The 20,400-nt window shown below is 47.2% G+C and carries 16 protein-coding genes; 7 read left to right on the forward strand and 9 right to left on the reverse strand.

Going from position 1 to position 20,400, the window contains the following annotated elements; all coding sequences use genetic code 11:
* Positions 1-34: 34 nt before the first annotated feature.
* The 3 genes from DBK98_RS13715 to DBK98_RS13725 all read right to left on the reverse strand — a co-directional run bounded on the left by DBK98_RS13715 (position 35) and on the right by DBK98_RS13725 (position 2,262).
* Complete coding sequence (locus DBK98_RS13715) at positions 35-673, reverse strand: MBL fold metallo-hydrolase (RefSeq protein WP_005777014.1); 639 nt, start codon at positions 671-673, stop codon at positions 35-37.
* Between the two features lie 19 nt (positions 674-692).
* Complete coding sequence (rsmG, locus tag DBK98_RS13720; RefSeq protein ID WP_005777016.1) at positions 693-1,313, reverse strand: 16S rRNA (guanine(527)-N(7))-methyltransferase RsmG; 621 nt, start codon at positions 1,311-1,313, stop codon at positions 693-695.
* A gap of 94 nt (positions 1,314-1,407) precedes the next feature.
* Positions 1,408-2,262 carry an RsiV family protein gene (locus tag DBK98_RS13725; protein ID WP_005777018.1) on the reverse strand — a complete coding sequence of 285 codons (855 nt, stop codon included), beginning with the start codon at positions 2,260-2,262 and terminating at the stop codon, positions 1,408-1,410.
* Positions 2,263-2,400: 138 nt separating this feature from the next.
* Between DBK98_RS13725 and DBK98_RS13730 the strand changes: the two genes are divergently transcribed.
* The 4 genes from DBK98_RS13730 (at position 2,401) to DBK98_RS13745 (ending at position 7,817) form a co-directional block, all read left to right on the forward strand.
* Positions 2,401-2,796 carry a hypothetical protein gene (locus DBK98_RS13730; protein ID WP_080714529.1) on the forward strand — a complete coding sequence of 132 codons (396 nt, stop codon included), beginning with the start codon at positions 2,401-2,403 and terminating at the stop codon, positions 2,794-2,796.
* 180 nt (positions 2,797-2,976) lie between these two features.
* Entirely contained in the window at positions 2,977-5,193 is a 2,217-nt protein-coding gene (locus tag DBK98_RS13735) for a TonB-dependent receptor (RefSeq protein ID WP_032536132.1), read from the forward strand.
* Between the two features lie 50 nt (positions 5,194-5,243).
* A complete protein-coding gene (locus DBK98_RS13740) occupies positions 5,244-5,555 on the forward strand; it encodes a heavy-metal-associated domain-containing protein (RefSeq protein WP_032536133.1) in 312 nt (103 codons plus the stop codon).
* 51 nt (positions 5,556-5,606) lie between these two features.
* Positions 5,607-7,817, forward strand: coding sequence for a cation-translocating P-type ATPase (locus DBK98_RS13745; RefSeq protein WP_005805402.1), 2,211 nt, complete (start codon positions 5,607-5,609; stop codon positions 7,815-7,817).
* A 116-nt stretch (positions 7,818-7,933) separates the two neighbouring features.
* On the opposite strand, the gene DBK98_RS13750 is transcribed toward DBK98_RS13745, so the two are convergent.
* Positions 7,934-8,773 (reverse strand): helix-turn-helix domain-containing protein, encoded by an 840-nt coding sequence (locus tag DBK98_RS13750; protein WP_005777027.1) that lies wholly within the window; start codon positions 8,771-8,773, stop codon positions 7,934-7,936.
* 65 nt (positions 8,774-8,838) lie between these two features.
* Here DBK98_RS13750 and lipB point away from each other — a divergent pair, with 65 nt between their 5' ends.
* Complete coding sequence (lipB, locus tag DBK98_RS13755) at positions 8,839-9,504, forward strand: lipoyl(octanoyl) transferase LipB (protein ID WP_032536143.1); 666 nt, start codon at positions 8,839-8,841, stop codon at positions 9,502-9,504.
* 590 nt (positions 9,505-10,094) lie between these two features.
* On the opposite strand, the gene DBK98_RS13760 is transcribed toward lipB, so the two are convergent.
* The 5 genes from DBK98_RS13760 to DBK98_RS13780 all read right to left on the reverse strand — a co-directional run bounded on the left by DBK98_RS13760 (position 10,095) and on the right by DBK98_RS13780 (position 16,395).
* A complete protein-coding gene (locus DBK98_RS13760) occupies positions 10,095-10,871 on the reverse strand; it encodes an N-acetylmuramoyl-L-alanine amidase-like domain-containing protein (RefSeq protein ID WP_032536144.1) in 777 nt (258 codons plus the stop codon).
* A 114-nt stretch (positions 10,872-10,985) separates the two neighbouring features.
* Positions 10,986-12,974, reverse strand: coding sequence for an OPT family oligopeptide transporter (locus tag DBK98_RS13765; protein WP_005777032.1), 1,989 nt, complete (start codon positions 12,972-12,974; stop codon positions 10,986-10,988).
* A 130-nt stretch (positions 12,975-13,104) separates the two neighbouring features.
* Positions 13,105-13,500 carry a DUF1573 domain-containing protein gene (locus tag DBK98_RS13770; protein WP_005777034.1) on the reverse strand — a complete coding sequence of 132 codons (396 nt, stop codon included), beginning with the start codon at positions 13,498-13,500 and terminating at the stop codon, positions 13,105-13,107.
* Positions 13,501-13,684: 184 nt separating this feature from the next.
* A complete protein-coding gene (locus DBK98_RS13775) occupies positions 13,685-15,004 on the reverse strand; it encodes a PAS domain-containing sensor histidine kinase (protein WP_032536135.1) in 1,320 nt (439 codons plus the stop codon).
* 20 nt (positions 15,005-15,024) lie between these two features.
* Positions 15,025-16,395: a sigma-54 dependent transcriptional regulator gene (locus DBK98_RS13780; protein WP_005777038.1), complete on the reverse strand. Its 1,371-nt coding sequence runs from the start codon at positions 16,393-16,395 to the stop codon at positions 15,025-15,027.
* A 226-nt stretch (positions 16,396-16,621) separates the two neighbouring features.
* Between DBK98_RS13780 and DBK98_RS13785 the strand changes: the two genes are divergently transcribed.
* Complete coding sequence (locus DBK98_RS13785; RefSeq protein WP_032536136.1) at positions 16,622-17,968, forward strand: DUF4933 domain-containing protein; 1,347 nt, start codon at positions 16,622-16,624, stop codon at positions 17,966-17,968.
* Between the two features lie 6 nt (positions 17,969-17,974).
* Positions 17,975-20,392: an ABC transporter permease gene (locus DBK98_RS13790; protein WP_032536137.1), complete on the forward strand. Its 2,418-nt coding sequence runs from the start codon at positions 17,975-17,977 to the stop codon at positions 20,390-20,392.
* Positions 20,393-20,400: the final 8 nt, after the last annotated feature.

Raw genomic sequence — 20,400 nt, forward strand, 5'->3', positions numbered from 1 at the left:
TGATTTATTTATAATAAGGTTTGTTGATATTCTCTTACCTGAAGAACGGATTTTCCGCCTTCTCTATCCCAATGGTAGTCGGTGCGCCGTGCCCCGGATAAACGATTGTTTCGTTGGGCAGCACGAACAGTCGGCTACAAATATGCTCTTTCAGTTCATCAAAGTTGCCTCCGGTCAGGTCTGCCCGGCCGATGCTTCCCTGAAACAATACATCTCCTGAAAACATGCAGTTTTCTGCCTGGCAATAATATACAAGACTTCCGGGAGAGTGTCCGGGTACATGGATTGCCTCCAGCGTTGTATTTCCAAAAGTTATGATATCCCCGTCATGCAGGTATTTTCCCAATGGCACAGGTGCCTCGTTCAGCTGAAAACCAAACATGCGGCTCTGCTTGGGAGCTTCGTCTATCCAGTACTCGTCCGCCTGGTTTGCTTCGGCAGATAGTCCGAACTCACGGAGCATGAATGGATTACCGAAGATGTGATCCAGATGTAAGTGAGTGTTCAGCAGATGTTTTACGTTCAGATGGTTGGTGACGATGAAGTTTTTTAAAGCTTGTTTCTCTTCGTCATAAAAGCAGCCTGGGTCTATCACGACTGCCTCGTTCGTTTCATCCCATAACACATAGCAGTTTACGGGAAACATATTGAACTCAAATCTCTTTATTTTCATGACTATGTTGTTTGATCGTTTAAATCGTTACATATACCACTTTCTTGGTCTGGAAAAACTCTTCGTCGAAATCCTCACTCAGGCTATGCATGGTTGTCTTGTGCTTGAACGGCATTGCTTCATGTTCCAACTCGCCGCCTTTCAGGCAGATTAACCCGTTGGGGAGGGCATTTTGCTGTTTGGACGAAATGTTCTTCCGGATTATCTTTATCAAATCGGCCAGGGGCATCACGGCACGGCTTACGACAAAGTCGAATGTTTGTTTTTCTTCCTCGGCTCTGGCATGACGGAAAGTGACGTTCTTTAGACCGATGGCATTGGCCACTTCGGTTGCTACACGTACTTTCTTTCCAATGCTGTCCACCAAGTGAAACTTTGTATCCGGAAAAAGAATAGCCAGCGGGATACCGGGGAATCCGCCTCCGGTGCCAAGATCCATAACTTTGCTACCCGGACGGAAACGAATGACACGGGCAATTCCCAGTGAATGGAGCACATGATGTTCGTACAAGTTTTCGATGTCTTTGCGCGAGATTACGTTGATTTTAGAATTCCAGTCAATGTAAAGTTCGTAAAGAGCTGCGAATTGTTTGCGTTGCTCTTCCGTCAAGTCAGGAAAGTATTTAAGAAGAAGCTCCACTCCGGTTTCCCCTCCGGTAGAGGGGAGGGAGGAAGTTTGTTCTGTTGTATCCATAAGGTTGTAATATATCTGTATTTTAATAAAAAGGGTTAATCTATTGAGCTTTCATCTCTCCGATGATCGGGTTGCTGCCCAGCATGTGCTCCATCATCTCGTATGGAATCTTAATTTCTACCGGTCCCATGGCATACGGAGTGATGTCGTATACATTATAATAGAAGGTAATGCCGTCTTTGTCGAGGTAGAAGTTTTCTGTCGGGGCGATATCTCCGGTAGAACCGTAGCCCATATCTTCAAGTGCTTCATGGGTCGTTACTTTTTTGTCTGCCATCAGCTGGTTCCATAACAGGTCGGTCAGTGCTTCCTTATAATCACCTGTGAAAATGTCATCCAGCTTCAGTGGACGCAGGTTTATCAGATCCATATTGAGGAAGGTTGTCATGTAAATGCCATGCGCGCCTCCGGTATATTCATTGTAGTTGATGCGATAAACCAACAGGTTCTTATAATAGAGTTGCACGTGGCTCTCTATTCCTTTATAATACGAATACCATGCGCCGATGGACCCTTCGCTTTCTTTGTTCTTTTCGTCTTCGGCATACATGGGTTCAAGGTCTGTGCGATATTCCTTTACGTAATGTTCAGTATATTCCTTTACCACCTTTGCCGGTTTTTCACCGATATATCCTTCTCCGAAGCAGGCAGCTATAAAGTAGCTGTTCAGGCTATCCTTCAATTTGTTGTCCGATGACTTCACCGGATACGTGAAATTGATGGTCAGGTTACATGCCGGCTTTGCCGTATCTCCGAAGAGATGTGCCGTTTCGTTCACTTGTATGCTGTCGAATTCCAGCGCACCGGTATTCTTGTTCATCTTGTCACCACAAGAAAATAAAAAGCCACTTGTAGCAAGTATTATCGCAAGCAGACTGACATATTGTTTTTTCATAAGGGGTTCTTCTTTAAATTCAACATTTATATAATCGTTCACTATCGACAAATATAGTTCATATTAGTGAATCGGCAGCATAAAAAAAGAAAAAAGAATGAGGAGAGCTGGTTAAATCTGCTTATCTTTGCAACCGTTATGAAGAGATTCCGCTATATACTTGCTGTTATTCTTTCCCTCCTTATAGTATATGTAGGGGCGGGAGTCTCTGTCGTTCAATATTGTTGCAGTGGTTGTGAGACGGCAAATTGCTGTTGTGCCGACAAATGCGGCTTCTGTGATAAGTTCGATTTTGAATTCCATAAATCGTGCCGGGGTGAGGGATGTACGGCGACTATCTATAAACTTGACCTGGTGAAGCAGGCGTTCGAATCTTCTGTCCCTGCTCCTGTCAGCGTATTCCTTTGTAACCAGGTATCGGATCTGCTGTGTGCGCTTTTCCGTGACGGGGTGTTGGAAACTCCTTATGTAGTACCGCCACCTAAAACCAGTTCCCGGCATTATTTAGCTCTTTATTCTACTTTGCTTATTTAGTTTCTTCAATATTTTACTGTTTGGATTGCATCACAGATTGCACAGGCTTTCACTATTTAAGGGGTAATACCGTTAATTATTGAAGCGGGACAACTTGTGTTCTTCTGTGTAATCTGTGGTGAATCCTACTTATTTCTTATTGAATATAAACCAAATAAAAAAGACAAACGAAGTTATTTAATGAAATATATATTATTGACCGGACTGCTTCTCGGCAGTCTGACTGTACAAGCGCAAGTGAGCGGTACGGTGAAAGATCAGGCCGGCGAACCGATTATCGGTGCCAACGTTTTCTGGAAGAATATTCCCGGTGGGGTAGCCACTCGTGAGGACGGTACTTTTTCCATATCCAAACCCGACAGGGGCAGTCATCTCATTGTAAGTTTTGTAGGTTATGAAAACGATACCATACAAGTGAAAGACAAGAACGCCGTTCTGGACGTAGTACTTCGCGAGGGGATGGAACTGAGTGAAGTGAATATTGTCAGTCGTAAGTTGAGCACACTGAAGCTGCGCAACAGCGTGATGAACGAAGAGATCATTACCAGTGACGAGCTCTGTCGTGCAGCATGTTGCAATCTTGGCGAGAGTTTTGTCACCAATCCTTCAGTGGACGTCAGCTATTCGGATGCCGCTACCGGAGCGAAGCAGATCAAGTTGCTCGGACTATCGGGAACTTATGTACAGATGCTGACCGAGAATATTCCGAACTATCGCGGTGCTGCTTCTCCTTACGGGTTGGGTTATGTTCCCGGTCCCTGGATGCACAGCATACAAGTATCCAAGGGGATTTCGTCCGTGAAGAATGGTTATGAAGCCCTTACCGGACAGATCAATGTTGAATTTAAGAAGCCGCAACTGCCTGAGGCGGATTGGGTTTCGGCCAATCTTTTTGCCAGTACCACCAATCGTTATGAGGCGAATGCGGATGCCACGGTGAAACTTTCCAAACGATGGAGTACTTCGTTGCTGGCACATTACGAAAATGAAACGAAAGCACATGACGGCAACGATGACGGCTTTGCCGATATTCCCCGGATAGAGCAGTATAATTTTTGGAACCGTTGGGCCTATATGGGTGACCACTATGTGTTTCAGGCAGGCATCAAAGCGCTGGACGAAAGCAGAAAAGGCGGTCAGGTGAGTCATAGCGGCGTGCCGGCAGCCGATCGCTATGCTATCGATATTGAAACCCGCCGTTACGAGGCTTTTGCCAAGAATGCCTATATATTTAATAAGGAGAAGAATACGAATCTTGCGCTGATTCTGTCCGGTACGCTGCACAACCAGGATGCGCTTTATGGACGTAAGATTTATGATGTTGACCAGTCCAACGCTTATGCTTCGCTGATGTTTGAAACCGAATTTACAAAGCAACACAGTCTTTCGGCGGGATTCAGTTATAATTATGACGGATATGACCAGCATTACCGTTTGACCAACAATGCTGACACTCCGCTGACGAAGGCTTTTGCACGCGAATCGGTAGGAGGAGCTTATGCGCAGTACACTTTTAATCTGGAGAATAAACTGGTGGTGATGGCCGGACTTCGTGGCGACCATAGCAGTGAGTACGGCTTTTTCGTGACTCCACGTGCCCACATTAAATACAACCCCAATGACTTTGTTCATTTCCGTCTTTCTGCCGGAAAAGGGTATCGTACGAATCACGTGCTTGCCGAAAACAATTATCTGATGGCAAGTAGCCGGAAGGTAAGTATTGCCGGTCACCTCGACCAGGAAGAAGCGTGGAACTATGGCGCAAGTATATCGGGTTACATTCCGCTTTTCGGGAAAACGCTGAACCTGAATCTGGAATACTATTACACCGACTTCCTGAAACAGGTCGTTGTCGATATGGATACGAATCCCCATGAGGTGGCATTCTACAATCTCGACGGACGGTCGTATTCACAAGTGTTTCAGGTGGAGGCTACCTATCCGTTCTTTCAGGGTTTTTCGCTGACAGCTGCCTATCGTTGGACAGACGCCAAGACGACTTACAATCACCGGTTGATGGAGAAGCCGCTGACCGGGAAATACAAAGGACTTGTAACCGCTTCTTATCAGACTCCGCTGGGCTTGTGGCAGTTTGATGCCACCTGGCAGATGAATGGAGGAGGACGTATGCCCGATCCGTATACACTTGCTGACGGCACTCCTTCGTGGGATGCCCGTTATAAAGGCTTTAGTCAGCTTAGTGCACAGGTGACGCGCTATTTCCGACGCTGGTCGGTATACATTGGAGGTGAGAACCTGACAAATTTCAAACAAAAGAATCCGATTATCGATGCAGCCAATCCTTGGGGAGATCATTTTGACTCGACTATGATATGGGGACCGGTACATGGAGCAAAGGGATATATCGGAGTGAGGTTTAACCTGGCACGAGATTGAAAGAGAGTAAAACGAACGACTAAAATTATTGATTACTAATACTTACATTCATGAAGACTAAAAAAATGATTGCCACACTGGTGGTGGCTTTACTTTCGGTGACTGCCGTTGCGGCAAAAGACTTTCGTACCGTTGTTTTCAAAGTGGTACAGATGGAGTGCGCCAACTGCGAACGAAAGGTGAAGAACAATATCAAGTTCGAAAAAGGACTTAAAAACTTTAAGACTGATTTGAAAACTCAAACCGTCACCATCACTTACGATGCGGAAAAGACGAATGTTGAAAAACTGAAAGAAGGCTTTCGGAAATTTAAATACGAAGCTGTAGTCATAAAGGAAGCAAAGGAAACGGACAAGAAGTGAACATTGTTCTTTACCTCATTGTTTATTAGATAGTATATATAATAATAGATTATGGGTAATATTATAAAGAAAGCGTTTCCTGTACTGAACATGCACTGTGCGGGGTGCGCTAATAATGTGGAAAAAACAGTGAAGAAATTGGCCGGTGTGGTAGACGCATCGGTCAACTTCGCCACAAACACACTGTCCGTTTCGTACGAAGCCGACAAGCTGACTCCCGGAGAAATCCGTGCGGCCGTACTTGCCGCAGGTTATGACCTGATAGTGGAAGAGGCCCTGAAAGAGGAGCGTCAGGAGGAGGCCCAGGAGAAACATTACCGACTGCTGAAGCGGCAGGTCATCGGTGCATGGATCTTCGTTGTCCCCATGTTGCTGTTTTCTATGGTCTTGATGCATGTGCCTTTCTCTAACGAGATTCAGTTGATACTCGCCCTTCCCGTGATGATTTTCTTCGGAGGTTCTTTCTATGTCAATGCCTGGCGGCAGGCACGTTTGGGGAGGAGTAATATGGATACCTTGGTGGCACTCAGTACCTCCATCGCCTTCCTGTTCAGCGTCTTCAACACATTTTTTCCCGAGTTCTGGTATAACCGCGGACTTGAACCTCACGTTTACTATGAGGCGGCAGTAGTCATCATCGCTTTTGTGCTGACCGGTAAACTGATGGAAGAGCGTGCCAAGGGGAATACCTCTACTGCCATTCGGAAGTTGATGGGACTTCAACCCCGTGTGGCCCGTGTGCTTCGGGGAGGAGTTGAAGAAGATATCCTGATAGACCAGTTGCAGGCAGGCGACTTGGTGGTGGTACGTCCCGGTGAGCAGATTCCCGTAGACGGGCGGTTGTCCGAAGGAGAATCTTATGTAGACGAAAGTATGATCAGCGGCGAACCGATTCCCGTAGAAAAGAAAACGGGCGACCGTGTATTGGCGGGAACTATCAACCAGAAAGGCTCTTTTGTGATTAAAGCCTCGAGTGTAGGAAGCGAGACGGTGCTGGCACGCATCATCCGCATGGTGCAGGAGGCTCAGGGGAGTAAAGCGCCCGTACAGCGCATCGTAGACCGGGTGACCGGAATCTTTGTGCCTGTCGTGCTTTGTATTGCCGTGCTGACGTTTGTTATCTGGCTTTTGGTGGGAGGTACCGATTATTTCTCACATGCCCTGCTTTCGGCAGTATCCGTACTGGTCATTGCCTGTCCGTGTGCTCTGGGACTTGCCACACCTACCGCTCTGATGGTGGGCATAGGCAAAGCAGCCAGTAATCATATCCTGATTAAGGATGCGGTTGCCCTTGAGCAGATGCGTAAAGTAGATGTAGTGGTGCTCGATAAAACCGGGACGTTGACCGAGGGACATCCCACGGTTTCCGGATGGCTTTGGGCACAGGTGCAGGAAGAACATTTCAAGAATGTCCTGTTGGCGGCCGAACTTAAATCCGAACATCCGCTTGCCGGAGCCATTGTCTCTTCTCTGCAGGAAGTGGAGAAAATAGTTCCTGCCCAACTGGACAGCTTTGAGAGTATCACCGGAAAAGGAATCAAGGTGGTTTATCAAGGGGAGACTTATTGGGTGGGCAGCCACAAGTTACTGAAAGATTTCAGCGCTTCGCTCTCTGATGTGCTTGCCGAAATGATGGTGCAATACGAATCGGATGGAAACAGCATTGTATACTTTGGCCGTGGCAGTGAGGTGCTTGCCGTAATTGCCATTGCCGATCAGATAAAGCCGACTTCGGCCGAGGCTGTGAAAGAGTTGAAACGTCAGGGGATCGACATTTGTATGCTGACCGGCGACGGACAACGCACGGCACTTGCCGTATCGGGTAAGTTGGGCATCGACCGCTTTGTGGCAGATGCCTTGCCGGATGATAAAGAAGAGTTTGTGCGTGAACTCCAGATGCAGGGAAAAACCGTAGCTATGGTAGGTGACGGAATTAACGACTCACAGGCGTTGGCACTGGCCGATGTCAGCATAGCCATGGGGAAAGGGACGGATATAGCCATGGATGTAGCAATGGTTACGTTGATGACATCCGACCTGCTGTTGCTCCCCCGCGCCTTCGAGTTGTCAAGACAGACTGTGAAACTGATTCACCAGAATCTGTTCTGGGCATTTATCTATAATCTCATAGGTATCCCTATTGCAGCCGGCATCCTGTTCCCTATCAACGGACTGTTGCTGAACCCGATGCTTGCCAGTGCGGCAATGGCATTCTCAAGTGTTAGTGTAGTACTGAATTCATTGAGTCTGGCCAGAAAATAACAAGTCCTTTCAAAACTAACTCACCACAGAGGACACAGAGTAAACTTCAAGTCATGGATGATCAACATGAATACTCTGTGGCCTCTGTGGTGAAAATCTTTTTGCCACGAAAGGTGTCAGCTGTTTCTGAATTCCAGCGGACTCATGCCTACATATCTCCTGAAGTACTTTCCGAAAAAAGAAGCACTGGGGAAGTTCAACGAATAGGCAATCTCCTGAATGGTCATGTGAGTCGATTTCAATTTGGCTTTCGCGTCGATAATGACCACATAGGCTATCACATCCAGTACGTTGCGTCCTGTCACTTGTTTGACTGTGGTACTGAGGTGTTGCAGTGATATTCCCAACTTGTCTGCATAGAACTGGGCACGGCGTTCCTCCGCATAATGCTCTGTGACCAATCCTACCAATTCGCGACAGATTTCTTCTTTACGGTTCGTATTGTGATCTTTCCGGGAATATTTCTGATAAATCAGTCCGACGGCGGTCAGAATAGATTTCAAAGATACTTCCGTCATCTCGGAGGGAAGAGAGAACCTTTCATCACATGTCACTCGTGCCAACAGGGAGAAGTAATCTTTTAGATAACTGGCTATATCCTCCTGTAATTCCACAATCGGGCACTCGGTTATCTTAGAGAAAGAGCTGACCATCGATTTTATCAGGTTGATTCGTTCTACACATTCCGACGAGAATCCGGCGAAGCATAAACGTACTTTCTCTGTCCGTTCGCGGAACTGGATGATAGTGCCCGGCAGCAGTGTGATCAGATCGTTCGGTTTTATTTCGTAATCGATCAGGTTAATGGTTGCGGTCATCTTACCTTCCGTACAAATAGCAAAGATGCCGGCTTTCAGCCTGCACGATTGTTTGTAGATATTCAAGATATCTTCAGTTACATCATTCCATGCCAGAAGTTCGCATGGGAGATCTACTTGTGGAAAGTCAAACTTCATATTACTTTCTTTTTTTGAATCACGCAAATATACACATTTTCTTTTATTTCTTTATCTTTGTCCGTATGAAAACAATTACAACCGATTGGGAACTTATTCCGTATTCTGAAGCATGGAGCCGACAGACGGAATGGTTCGATGCCCTCGTCCATGCCAAGCAGGGCGGAGAAAAGTACGAGAATCGCATCATTTTTTGTGAACATCCGCACGTTTATACCCTGGGGCGTAGCGGAAAGGAAAATAATATGCTGCTGGGAGAGGAGCAACTGAAGGCTATCGGTGCCACCCTCTATCACATCGACCGTGGCGGCGATATCACCTATCATGGTCCCGGGCAATTGGTGTGTTACCCGATTCTTAATCTTGAGGAGTTCGGATTGGGGCTGAAGGAATATGTACACTTACTGGAGGAAGCCGTTATCCGTGTCTGTGCATCTTACGGCGTCGAGGCCGGCCGTTTAGAGAAGGCGACAGGAGTCTGGCTGGAAGGTGATACGCCCCGTGCCCGTAAGATATGTGCGATAGGGGTTCGGAGCAGTCATTACGTGACGATGCATGGACTGGCGCTGAATGTGAATACCGATTTACGCTATTTCAGTTACATTCATCCTTGCGGTTTTATTGATAAAGGCGTGACTTCCCTTCAGAAAGAACTCGGACACAGTGTTGATATGGACGAGGTAAAAGAGAGGCTGGGGAGCGAACTGCTTACTTTCCTTTTGTCAAAATGATAATCAGACCTCTCTGGTTTGCTCTGTTTGCATCCAATGATACGGTTGCCTGATAAAATCGCCCTCCTTACAGGTTGGCGATTTTATGTTTGATGCGGAAAGACTTTAAGAGTTGGCATGATGTAAGTGTGGCGAAGCTAAATGCGTGAAGAGTTGTATCAATGGATGCTTACGGCTTTCTTTTTGACAGTCGGGACTTGTTCGTTTACGGTATGCAACCAGAGAATAATCCTTCTCTTTTTAACGATAAAACCATAACAACAGATGTAAAGTGGGAAAACATATAGAGATAATTTGAAAAGAAGTAAGCATTTCAGCGGAATGCAACCGTCTTTCGGGCCGAATGCTTACTTCTTTTCATAGAAATCCCGGCTTTTTTCGGGGCAGACCCCGGCTCTCCGGACGCAAAACCCCGGCTTTTCGGGAAGAAAAGTCCTGTTTTCCGTCTTCTGTGCTTCCCGTTGCCGTTGAAAAGCAGAAGGGGCTGTCAGGAAATAAGGCTATTCTCTTTCTTACTGAAAAGAAAAATCCCCGAAACGCATCAAAATGGTTTCGGGGATCAGATAAGTCCGGTATGGTTTGTTTCCGGTTTATTTCTTCATTCTCAGCACTCTGATACCTGTCAGTGATTTTCTGTCTTTCAACATCTGGCTCAGTGCACTCTTGTCTACTATTACCTTGCCTTCTTTGGACGAAGCATGCAGCAGGTGCAGCTGTCCCTTGATGTAAATGGCAATGCCCATGTGGCTTACGTCCAACCCCGGAGTATTGGTGGTCAGGGCAATAATGTCCCCATTCTTGATCCAGGGCAATCCGTCCGGCTCCAGTTTGTCTTTCGGCAGGTAATGAACCTCTTTACGGCTCAGTGCCTTTTCATACTTTGCCATCTGCGCTACATTTTCCGGAGAGTTCTTCAGCGATTTGTAGAGTTGCGGATGTGTGCTCATGTAAGAGATCGACAGTTTCTGCGTGAAAGGGCTGTGGGCAGCCGTTACGTCTTCAAGAAAGCCTTGGCGGACACCATTATTGATCCAGTCGGATATATAATGCAGACGAGAGGTATAACCGTCAATTTTTCCGTCGCGATAGCGGATACGTTGCAGGTTACGGGCAAAGTCACTTTCCTGCATGTCGTCTCCCTGTTGCGGGCAGAGTGCCATTGCCAGTGCATATTCTACGAAAGTGGTGCAGTCCACCTCGTCACAATTGATAATGAGGTCTTCTGCATCGTCTACTTCAAGGGTACCTGCCTTATAGGGGGTATCAACGAACCCGAGTCCGTTACTCAGCACCAGACTGTTCTCCTGTGCTGCAACTGTTCCGGCCAATAGGCTGGTACATAACAAAAGTGTACGAATTGTTTTCATCTTTATAAATGTTGTTTCGTGAGTTTCTTTATATGTCATCTGGAGAATTTCACTCCGTCGCGGAGCCGGATTGACATACGCTCCTCCCGGATGCATGAAATTCAGCTATATACTTCATTTTACCTTCATGGATGCTTTAATGAAATACAGGATTAGCAGTACGTAAGCTACCAGGGCAGCCAACTGTGAGAGGGTATTGTTGAGCCATGCATCGTTCACCAGATTGATTCCGCCGAAGCGCATGGCAGCGCTGACTACACCCATCAGGGCACCTCCGGCAATGAATCCGGATGCCAGCAGCGTCCCTTTTTCGCCCCGTTCGGTGTTGAGCGCACTGTCTTTGCTGCGGGTGGTGACATACCAGTTGATAGCTCCGCCCACTACGAGCGGTACATTCAGTTCGAGCGGGATGAACATACCCAACGCAAACGCCAGTGCAGGAACCTTAAAGAACGTCAGGATGATGGCCAGCACCGCACCGATGCCGTACAGCAGCCAGGGGGCGCCTACACCACTCATCAAAGGTTCGATTACAGCAGCCATCGCGTTGGCCTGCGGTGCGGCAAGTTGTCCGCTTGTGAATCCGTATGTCTTGTTCAGGATAATCATTACACCGCCTACGGTGGCAGCGGATACGATTGTTCCGAGGAACTTCCACGCTTCCTGCTTGGCGGGCGTACTGCCCAGCCAGTAGCCGATCTTCAGGTCGGTGATGAAACCGCCTGCCATAGAGAGGGCTGTGCAGACTACACCGCCCATCACTAATGCGGCAACCATGCCCGAAGGACCTTTCAGCCCGACGGCTACCATTACAACCGATGCCAGAATCAGCGTCATCAGCGTCATGCCCGATACCGGATTGGTACCTACAATGGCGATGGCGTTGGCCGCTACGGTGGTGAACAGGAATGAAATTCCGGCTACCAGTAAAATGGCTACCAGTGTATGTACCAGGTTACCCTGCATTACGTCGAAATAAAAGAACAGCACTACCAGGATCAGCGTGATGATGGAACCGATGGCAATGATCTTCATGGAGAGGTCGCGTTGCGTACGGATGACGTTTTTCTCCACGTCTCCTTTTCCTCCCATCTCTTTAGCTGCCAGTCCCACTGCGCTGCGGATGATGCCCCATGATTTGATGATACCGATCACTCCCGCCATGGCGATACCGCCGATACCGATGCTTTTGGCATAATGGGAGAAGATCTGCTCCGGACTCATGGAACCTACAGTGGCGGTGATTTCCGGATTCCACTGGTTCAGTACAGAGTCGCCGAAGAAAAGGGACATACCCGGTACGATGATCCACCATACGGCCAATGAACCGATGCAGATAATGGAAGCGTACTTCAATCCTACGATATAGCCCAGACCCAGTACGGCTGCACCGGTGTTTACTTTAAATACCAGTTTGGCTTTCTCTGCCAACATTTCACCCGCACCACAGACGCGGGTGGTGAAGTTCTCGTTCCACCAGCCGAAAGTTGCCACGATAAAGTCGTACAGACCTCCGATTAACCCGGCCATCAGCAATGGTTTTGCCTGGCTGCCGCCCTTTTCGCCCGACACCAGCACCTGTGTAGTGGCTGTTGCCTCCGGGAAAGGATATTTACCGTGCATATCGCTTACGAAGTATTTGCGGAAAGGAATCAGGAACAAGATACCCAGCACACCGCCCAGCAGTGAACTGATAAATACTTGCATGAAGGTGACTGACATTTCCGGATATTTGGCTTGCAGGATGTAGAGGGCAGGCAGTGTGAAGATGGCTCCTGCTACGATGACACCCGAGCAGGCACCGATGGACTGGATGATTACGTTTTCGCCGAGTGCGTTTTTACGCTTGGCTGCACCGGACACACCGACTGCTATGATTGCGATGGGGATGGCTGCTTCGAATACTTGTCCCACTTTGAGCCCCAGATAGGCTGCGGCAGCAGAGAAGAGGATGGCCATGGCGATTCCCCATGCTACCGACCAGAGAGTGACCTCCGGATACGTTTTCGTCGGACTCATCAGCGGGTTGTACACTTCTCCCGGCTTTAGTTCCCGGAACGCGTTTTCGGGCAAGCCCGTAAATTTGTCTTCTTCTTGTTTCATAATTGTTTTTTGTAGTTTATGTATAGTTTATCGGATTTCCAAACGGTTGGTTTTTCAAAACAGCCTCAAAGTAAGCAAAAAAAAAGGAGAATCCCGAAAGATTCTCCTCTTTGTTGTTATTTATTTTTGCTTACTTTGCGTCTTTGGCCGTCATGTCGCCTTCCACAAAAAGACGTATCATCTCTGTTTTGGCGTTTGTACGCAGGGTAATCGACTTTTTGAAGTGTCCCGGATATTTATCCGTTCCGTTGTAAGTCACTTTAATTGTACCTGTTTTTCCCGGCATGATGGGTTCCTGGGTATATTCGGGTACGGTGCATCCGCATGATGCCACTGCCTGATGGATGACCAGCGGACCATCGCCGATATTCGTAAACTTGAATGTGCAACTGACAATCGGGTTGTTTTCAGAGAATGTCCCGAAGTCGTGTGTTGTCTTATCAAACTTTATTTCTGCTTTACCTTGAGCCTGGACAAGACCGACGCTCAGTACCATCATAGTGATAAAAAATAGTATTTTCTTCATTTTCTATTTCTTTTTTATGGTTTCGTGGGCGACAAAGTTAAGGCTTTTTTTGATAAATGGTGTCGTATGACGGTGAAATTGTATTAAAAACCGTCTGATGGAGAGGGTGTAGCCATCCGGTGTATAGGGTGTAGCCCTAAGGTGCGGATGGCTACACCCAATGCCCCGGATGGCTACACCCTCCTTAAAAAAGGGGTGGAAACAGGAGGGTGAAGTTACTGCCTTTACCTGTTTCGGACGAAGCGGTGATGGTGCCGTGATGCAGGTGCATGATTTGTCGTGAGATGGTCAGTCCGATACCCGAACCGGTAGTTTTGGTAGTGAAGAACGGTACGAAAATACGTTCGAGCACTTCCTGCTCGATTCCCGTCCCATTGTCTTCAATCCTTATATACGGACGTTCGCCGGAGCTTAATCCGGTCGACAGCCGAATGTCGGTCGCATCGTTTTCGCGGGCATTCCTGATCAGGTTGATAAGTACTTGTTCTATCAGATCCTTGTCTATAATAAGACGCAGGGGCTTGTCCGGCAATACCAGGTGCAAGTCATCCCGGTCTGTATGCATCAGTTGTGCTATCCCTGCCAGTAATTCCCGGTCTGTATATATTTTCAGGAGCGGTTGTGGGAGATGGGATACTTCCCTGTAGCTGTTCACGAACCGGATCAGTCCGTCGCCCCGCCGGCGGATGGTCTGTAACATCTGGAGTATTTCTTTCCGTTCTTCGGCATCACCGTCGAAGTTGCCTATCTGCTGTTCCAGCAATTCCGATAAAGAGGTGACCGGAGTGATGGAATTCATAATTTCGTGCGTCAGTACCCGGATCAGCTTTTGCCAGGCTTCCGTCTCCTGATTGTCCAATACAGAGTGTATGTTCTTCATGCTTGCTACGATCAGGGGACGTCCCTGTATGACGAACTCCATGCCTGAGAGTGCGAGTTGTATTCTTTCTTCTTCCTTTTGCACCTGCAATACAGACAGGTCTCCGGCTTTGAGCGAATAGAGCCGCGAAGGAAGTTCGGGTTGGAAGTCGGCCAGATCTTCGACACTTTTCAGTGTGGATTTTCCCAGTAATCTTTTGGCGGCTTCGTTCAGCCATTCTATCTTTCCGGAAGGGGTGTAGACAAGGACCGACAGGTCGATATGATTGGCCAGAGCCTGAAAATACTGGAGTTGGCTCTCTTTTTTCTGAAGATTCTGTTTATAGAAGTCCAAGGCTTCGTTCAGTTCATCCCAAAGTTCTGCAGGGAGCGAATGGAGGTGCTCTTCTCGCTGTGCGGGCAAGGAGAGGAAATCGGAATAACGAATGGCCCAGATGAGTTGTGCCATGGCACGTGCGGAACGGAGGATATACCGGTAAATGGTGTAAGCCACGAAAAGGGTGACACAGCCTGCGACAAGCAGACTGATATAAAACCCGTGCATGCCGAGCCAGATGGTGATAAAACAGCAGAGCAGCAACGCTGCCGTTAATAAGAGGGGATGTTTCACCCATTTTTGTTTCATGTTGTTTCTGTTTGGTGCTCTTATAATCCGTACTTTTCAATGCGCCTGTACAGCGATGTACGGGTGATACCCAGCATTTCCGCAGCCACTGTGATGTTGCCGGCACAAAGGCGGAGTACTTCATCGATAGTTTCCCGTTCCTGCCGTTCAAGGTTGTATCTCTCTTTTTCGGAGGGCTGTTCCTGCAGGGCGGGACGGAGCATAAAATCGTCGGGTGTCAGGGTGGAGCTTCCTGAGAGAATGACGGCCCGCTCGATGGTGTGTTCCAGTTCGCGTACATTGCCAGGCCAGTGATAGAGCTGCATGCGCTTGCGGGCTTCTTTCGAGATGGTACGGACTTCCTTTTTATACTTCTTCCGGTAATGTTGCAAGAAATGGTCGGCCAGCAGGAACAAGTCGTTTCCCCGTTCACGCAATGGAGGGATGCGTATTTCGATGGTATTGATGCGGTAGAGGAGGTCTTGCCGGAACTGTCCGTTGTCGATAGCCGTATAGAGGTCGGTGTTGGTGGCACATATCAGCCGCACGTCTACCGGGTAAGAGGCAGTGGCTCCCAGTCGGGAACTCTTCCGTTGCTCGATGACCGAAAGCAGTTTGGCTTGTAGCGGAAGGCTGAGATTGCCGATTTCGTTGAGGAACAACGTACCTCCCGAAGCCACTTCCAGCCTGCCGGGTTTGTTTTTCCGTGCATCCGTGAATGCTCCTTTTTCATATCCGAAAAGTTCGCTCTCGAACAGTGTTTCGGGGATACTACCCAAATCGATCGGTACGTATATCCCGTTTTTGCGGGGCGACTGTTCGTATACATATCGGGCTATCAAATCCTTCCCAGTACCGTTCTCGCCCAACAATAAAAGGTTGGCATCCGTATCGGCCAATTTACGGATGGTCTGGAAGATGGTTTGCATGGCGGCCGATTCACCGATAATGCGGGTGGGTTCGGGCGAGGGTGCTGCCAAAGCCTCTTTCTGTTCTTTGAGAGATTCCACCTCCGTGCGGCTGAAACTGAGTTGCAGTGCGGCAGATACCGTAGCTATCATCTTGTCATTCTGCCAGGGCTTAGCTATAAAATCGGTGGCTCCCTGTTTGATGGCCTGTACGGCCTTTTCCGTATCGGCGTATGCGGTGATAAATATTACTACGGCCTTGGGATCGAGTTTCAGAATCTCTTCCAGCCATCGGAAACCTTCACGTCCGCTTACGGCATCGCTGCGGAAGTTCATATCCAGCAGTATTACGTCGTGATGGGTACGTGAGAGAATCGGCAACAATTCCCGCGGGTCGGTGGTGACGGTTATTGTTTCCGCAATGGGACGCAACAACATCTTCAACGTGAAGAGGATGTCTTCATTGTCGTCCGCAATCAGTATTCTTCCTCGCTTTAGTGTCATAGTCGGATGTCTTGTATAGCGACAAAGATAGGGAATATGTTTGAATAAGCGGTGTACGATATCGTACAAAAAGTGCACGGTATCGTGCAAAATACCGGTTTGCTGTTTGCGTCAATCGGCTGATAAATAAGGGAGTGCTTATTTGGTATGCTTCTTGTCATTATCTTATTAAAATAACGCATGGCATTGGGGCATCGGAGTATGAACAGGAAATAAGAAGAACGGTATGAAGAGAAGATGTTGTTATATTGAAAGTTTGTTTCTGGCAGGCATTATCTGCTTGTCAGCTTGTGGCAGTAAGAATCCGGGAGTCAGTAAGGAAGAACTGAAAAAAGAATTTGTCAAAGGCAGAACTCAAAAGGATTCTCCGGTTGAAGAAAGCGCACCATCGGAGTTTGCGGAAGATTATCAGGCTCCTCCGGGTATCAAATATCAGCCCCGGATCATGACTGAAGGTGCGATTGTGCTGAATGTTGAATCGGCATTGAAGAATGTCCGCCCTTTCCGGCTCAGTGATTTGGGGAAGGAGGTGAATTATAAAAAGATGGAACCCCGATGTGATGGGAGCTCACTGATTAGGATTGATGATGACTTTCTGGTGTTTGCCGAAGACGGACTTTGGTTGCTGGACCGGGATTTTGAGAAAAAGAAAATGCTGGTTCGTTCGGATTTAAAGGTTATTCACAGCGGAGGTGGTTCAGTGAAAGTTGAAGGAGGATATTTCCTGAGAGATTTTTATTATGATTCTGCCAAGGAACAATTGCGATTTACATGCCAGAATATGAAGACGGGCAAAGCGCATTTAGTGGTTACTCCCTGGGCAGAGTTGCTGGCATCTCCTCAGCCGGTAGAGTTAAAGTCTATCCGCAGTAAGCTCCCGATAGACAGAAATTATCTTTTTTCCATGCCCGACGGTTATGGAATGCGTGTCAGTTGTTCGGATGAACTTTATACGATGGGATTGAAAGGTGATACGCTTTGCCATTTCGTATTGGGGGATAACGAGCGGTACAAGGCCCGGCTTTTTGAGGCTGAAGGGGATATCGTTTACTATTATCAAGGCAACACCATGTTCTACCATGCGTATGGCGGTAAGATATACAGAATAAAAAATGCTTCGACTCTGGAAGTTGCCTATAAACTCGATTTCGGTTCATTGCCCCACCTGACAGGGGCCCGGGTGGTCGGTGGGGCTGATGTGGGTAACTCTTATTTCCTCACTTCGTGCGTTGATACGGATCGCTTCCTTTTCTTAAGTATCGATAAAGGATATGATAGCATAAATGCCCGTAAAAACAGGAGTGTGAAACTTTATTCTCTGGTGTATGACAAGCGGAGCGGAGAGTTTTTCTCCTTGCCTGTGGTGTCTGATAAAGTGAATCCGGAGCAGCCGCTTATCATTGCCGATTTGCCGGAAAGTTTACCTTTCTGGCCCAACCGGAGTATAGAAGGCAATCCGGCCCGGTTTTTCTCTAAAAGTTCTTTGTTAGAGTTGTATCCGGCCCAGATGCGGGAAAATGGGCAAGTGGAGAAGTTGAGTGAGGCTGATAATATCTGGTTAATTATTAAATAGGTAAATATGATAAGCCATTATTTAAAAGTAGCTCTTCGGTTGATAAAACGGAGCTTCCTGTTTTCTACCATTAATATGTTGGGATTTGTATTGGGCATGGCAGCTGCATTCCTGATTTATTTGTGGGTAGTGGATGAATTGACATTTGAAGATTATAATCCGGATGCAGGGAGGATATTCCGGGTGATTGAAGCCAATTGTACTGAGAGTGGGGAAATAGTGGAAAGCCCTTTTACAGCCATACCCTTGGCCGAAGCTTTTCGTAAAGAGTTCCCTCAGGTGGAACAGGCAACATACGTTAAAGCCAGGGAGTTAAGGTCTTTGTGCTTGAAGGACCGGAATCTTTCTGCCGATATGATATGTGTCGATACGACATTTTTTGATATGTTTCCCTTCAAAGTGGCAGAAGGTGATCCTTCCAAACTCAAATCGGGCTTCAACCATATAGTACTTTCCGAGAAAATGGCCCGAAAGTTCTTTGGTACAGCTTCGGCAATCGGACAACAGCTGATATATACCGAAGGTATGGATACTGAGTACAGCCTTACGGTAGTCGGGGTGGTAAAAGTGCCCCGTAAGAGTCATCTGCAATTTGATGCTGTCGTCGGACAGGCATTATTTGATAAGATGAACGAGAATGTATGCATCTACCGGAGCGGCACAGACTGGGATCGCAGAGAAGCGAATGTCTACGTGAAAATGCGTTCCGGTTCGTCGATGTCCGATGCAGACAGGAACCAAATGAGTCGTTTGTTGAGTAACCGTGTCCATGCAGAACGTTTACTACGGTTTCAGCCCTTGAATGATATACATTTAAAGACCGACTTTGTGGATGTATCTGTCCGGAATCACGGCAATATGACTTCCATTTTCCTGTTTATAGCTTTGGCCGTATTGATTGTTTTTATGGGGGCATTTAATTTCACTACCCTTTCTACAGCCCGGGCAGCGTTACGTTATAAAGAGATAGGAGTGAGGAAAGTGACCGGTGCCAAGCGTAAAACACTGATTGTGCAGTTTCTTTCCGAAAGTCTGGTGCAGGCGTTCATTTCACTGGTGTTGGCATTAGCCCTGACAGAACTGCTTTTACCACTCTTCAATCAGATGATGGGTAAAGATATTACCCTGCAATTCAGCTGGAGTGTATTGGTCTATATTGTTGTGGGAATTGTCGGTGTGGGATGTCTTTCCGGCAGTTATCCGGCATTTTATCTCTCGGCCATAAATCCGCTGATGGCTTTCAAAGGAGGACAAAAGTCGGGAAAAAAGGGAGGCCTGATACGCGGTCTGCTTTGCGTACAGTTTGTTATTGCCATCACGCTGCTGTTGTATACCGGCATTGTATTCAAACAATTGAATTATTTACAGAATAAAGATTTAGGTCTGAATAGAGAGAATATAGTTTCTGTCTATACGAGTTTATGGTATAACGTTGATGGATTCCGACAAGAAATTCTAAAGAATCCGAATATCCTCAGTGTTTCGATGGGGGCTGAAATTGCCGATTATATGGAAGATAGCAAGGGGCAGGGTGATGTATTGCAGTGGACGGATGCGGAAGGAAAGGTCGATTCACTGCGGATGATGTGTATCTGGGCTGATGGCAATTTTGTGAATACCTTCGGACTGAAACTTCTGAAAGGAGAGATTTTAAAGGCAGATGGCGGAGCTTATTTTAGTGGAGTGTATGATTTTCCGATAATTATTAATGAAACAGCCTGGAAGGCAATGAATGTGTCTGATCCCGTGGGTATGGAGATTAGCGGAGGTTTTGGTGTGGGGAGTTTTAAGAAACGTATTGTGGGCGTTGTGCAGGATTTTAATTTTCAATCGTTGCGTGAAAAAATTAAACCGGCATACCTGATGTACAGTCCGGAATGTCTGGTGAATATACACATTAAGATCTCTCCGGAGCATAAGCAGGAAACTTTGGCGTTTATTCAAAAGAAGTTTGAGGAGATGGCTCCCCTGTTTGTCAAGGAGTTTAAGTATCAGTTTTTTTCAGATGCTTTGAATCGGAATTACGAGAAAGAGCGACAACAAGGCCGGATGCTGTTTTCGTTTACCGTACTTGCTATTGTTATAGCCATGATGGGAGTGTTCGGGCTGGTTTCACTCTCTACCCGGCAGCGTACTAAAGAGATCGGTATCCGTAAAGTGAATGGTGCCCATTCGGATCGGATTGTAAAGATGTTCTGTCTGGAATACCTGAAATGGGTGGGCATTGCCTTTGTGATTGCTTGTCCGTCGGGTTATCTCCTGATGTACTATTGGTTGAGCGATTTTGCCTATCAAACAGCGATCAGCTGGTGGCTGTTTCCGTTGGTGGGACTGATTATAGCTGGTATCACCTTGCTTACGGTGATTGGCCAGACTTGGCGGACGGCTTCACAAAATCCGGTAAAGTCATTGAGATATGAATAATAAAAAAA

Source organism: Bacteroides sp. PHL 2737 (assembly GCF_004115325.2).
Classification (GTDB): domain Bacteria; phylum Bacteroidota; class Bacteroidia; order Bacteroidales; family Bacteroidaceae; genus Bacteroides; species Bacteroides hominis.

Bases quoted from the DNA above. Each gene is read 5' to 3' on its own strand.
- DBK98_RS13715 (WP_005777014.1), bottom strand. From the start codon at position 673: ATGAAAATAAAGAGATTTGAGTTCAATATGTTTCCCGTAAACTGCTAT.
- DBK98_RS13725 (WP_005777018.1), bottom strand. From the start codon at position 2,262: ATGAAAAAACAATATGTCAGTCTGCTTGCGATAATACTTGCTACAAGT.
- DBK98_RS13730 (WP_080714529.1), top strand. From the start codon at position 2,401: ATGAAGAGATTCCGCTATATACTTGCTGTTATTCTTTCCCTCCTTATA.
- DBK98_RS13735 (WP_032536132.1), top strand. From the start codon at position 2,977: ATGAAATATATATTATTGACCGGACTGCTTCTCGGCAGTCTGACTGTA.
- DBK98_RS13740 (WP_032536133.1), top strand. From the start codon at position 5,244: ATGAAGACTAAAAAAATGATTGCCACACTGGTGGTGGCTTTACTTTCG.
- DBK98_RS13745 (WP_005805402.1), top strand. From the start codon at position 5,607: ATGGGTAATATTATAAAGAAAGCGTTTCCTGTACTGAACATGCACTGT.
- DBK98_RS13750 (WP_005777027.1), bottom strand. From the start codon at position 8,773: ATGAAGTTTGACTTTCCACAAGTAGATCTCCCATGCGAACTTCTGGCA.
- lipB (WP_032536143.1), top strand. From the start codon at position 8,839: ATGAAAACAATTACAACCGATTGGGAACTTATTCCGTATTCTGAAGCA.
- DBK98_RS13760 (WP_032536144.1), bottom strand. From the start codon at position 10,871: ATGAAAACAATTCGTACACTTTTGTTATGTACCAGCCTATTGGCCGGA.
- DBK98_RS13765 (WP_005777032.1), bottom strand. From the start codon at position 12,974: ATGAAACAAGAAGAAGACAAATTTACGGGCTTGCCCGAAAACGCGTTC.
- DBK98_RS13770 (WP_005777034.1), bottom strand. From the start codon at position 13,500: ATGAAGAAAATACTATTTTTTATCACTATGATGGTACTGAGCGTCGGT.
- DBK98_RS13775 (WP_032536135.1), bottom strand. From the start codon at position 15,004: ATGAAACAAAAATGGGTGAAACATCCCCTCTTATTAACGGCAGCGTTG.
- DBK98_RS13780 (WP_005777038.1), bottom strand. From the start codon at position 16,395: ATGACACTAAAGCGAGGAAGAATACTGATTGCGGACGACAATGAAGAC.
- DBK98_RS13785 (WP_032536136.1), top strand. From the start codon at position 16,622: ATGAAGAGAAGATGTTGTTATATTGAAAGTTTGTTTCTGGCAGGCATT.
- DBK98_RS13790 (WP_032536137.1), top strand. From the start codon at position 17,975: ATGATAAGCCATTATTTAAAAGTAGCTCTTCGGTTGATAAAACGGAGC.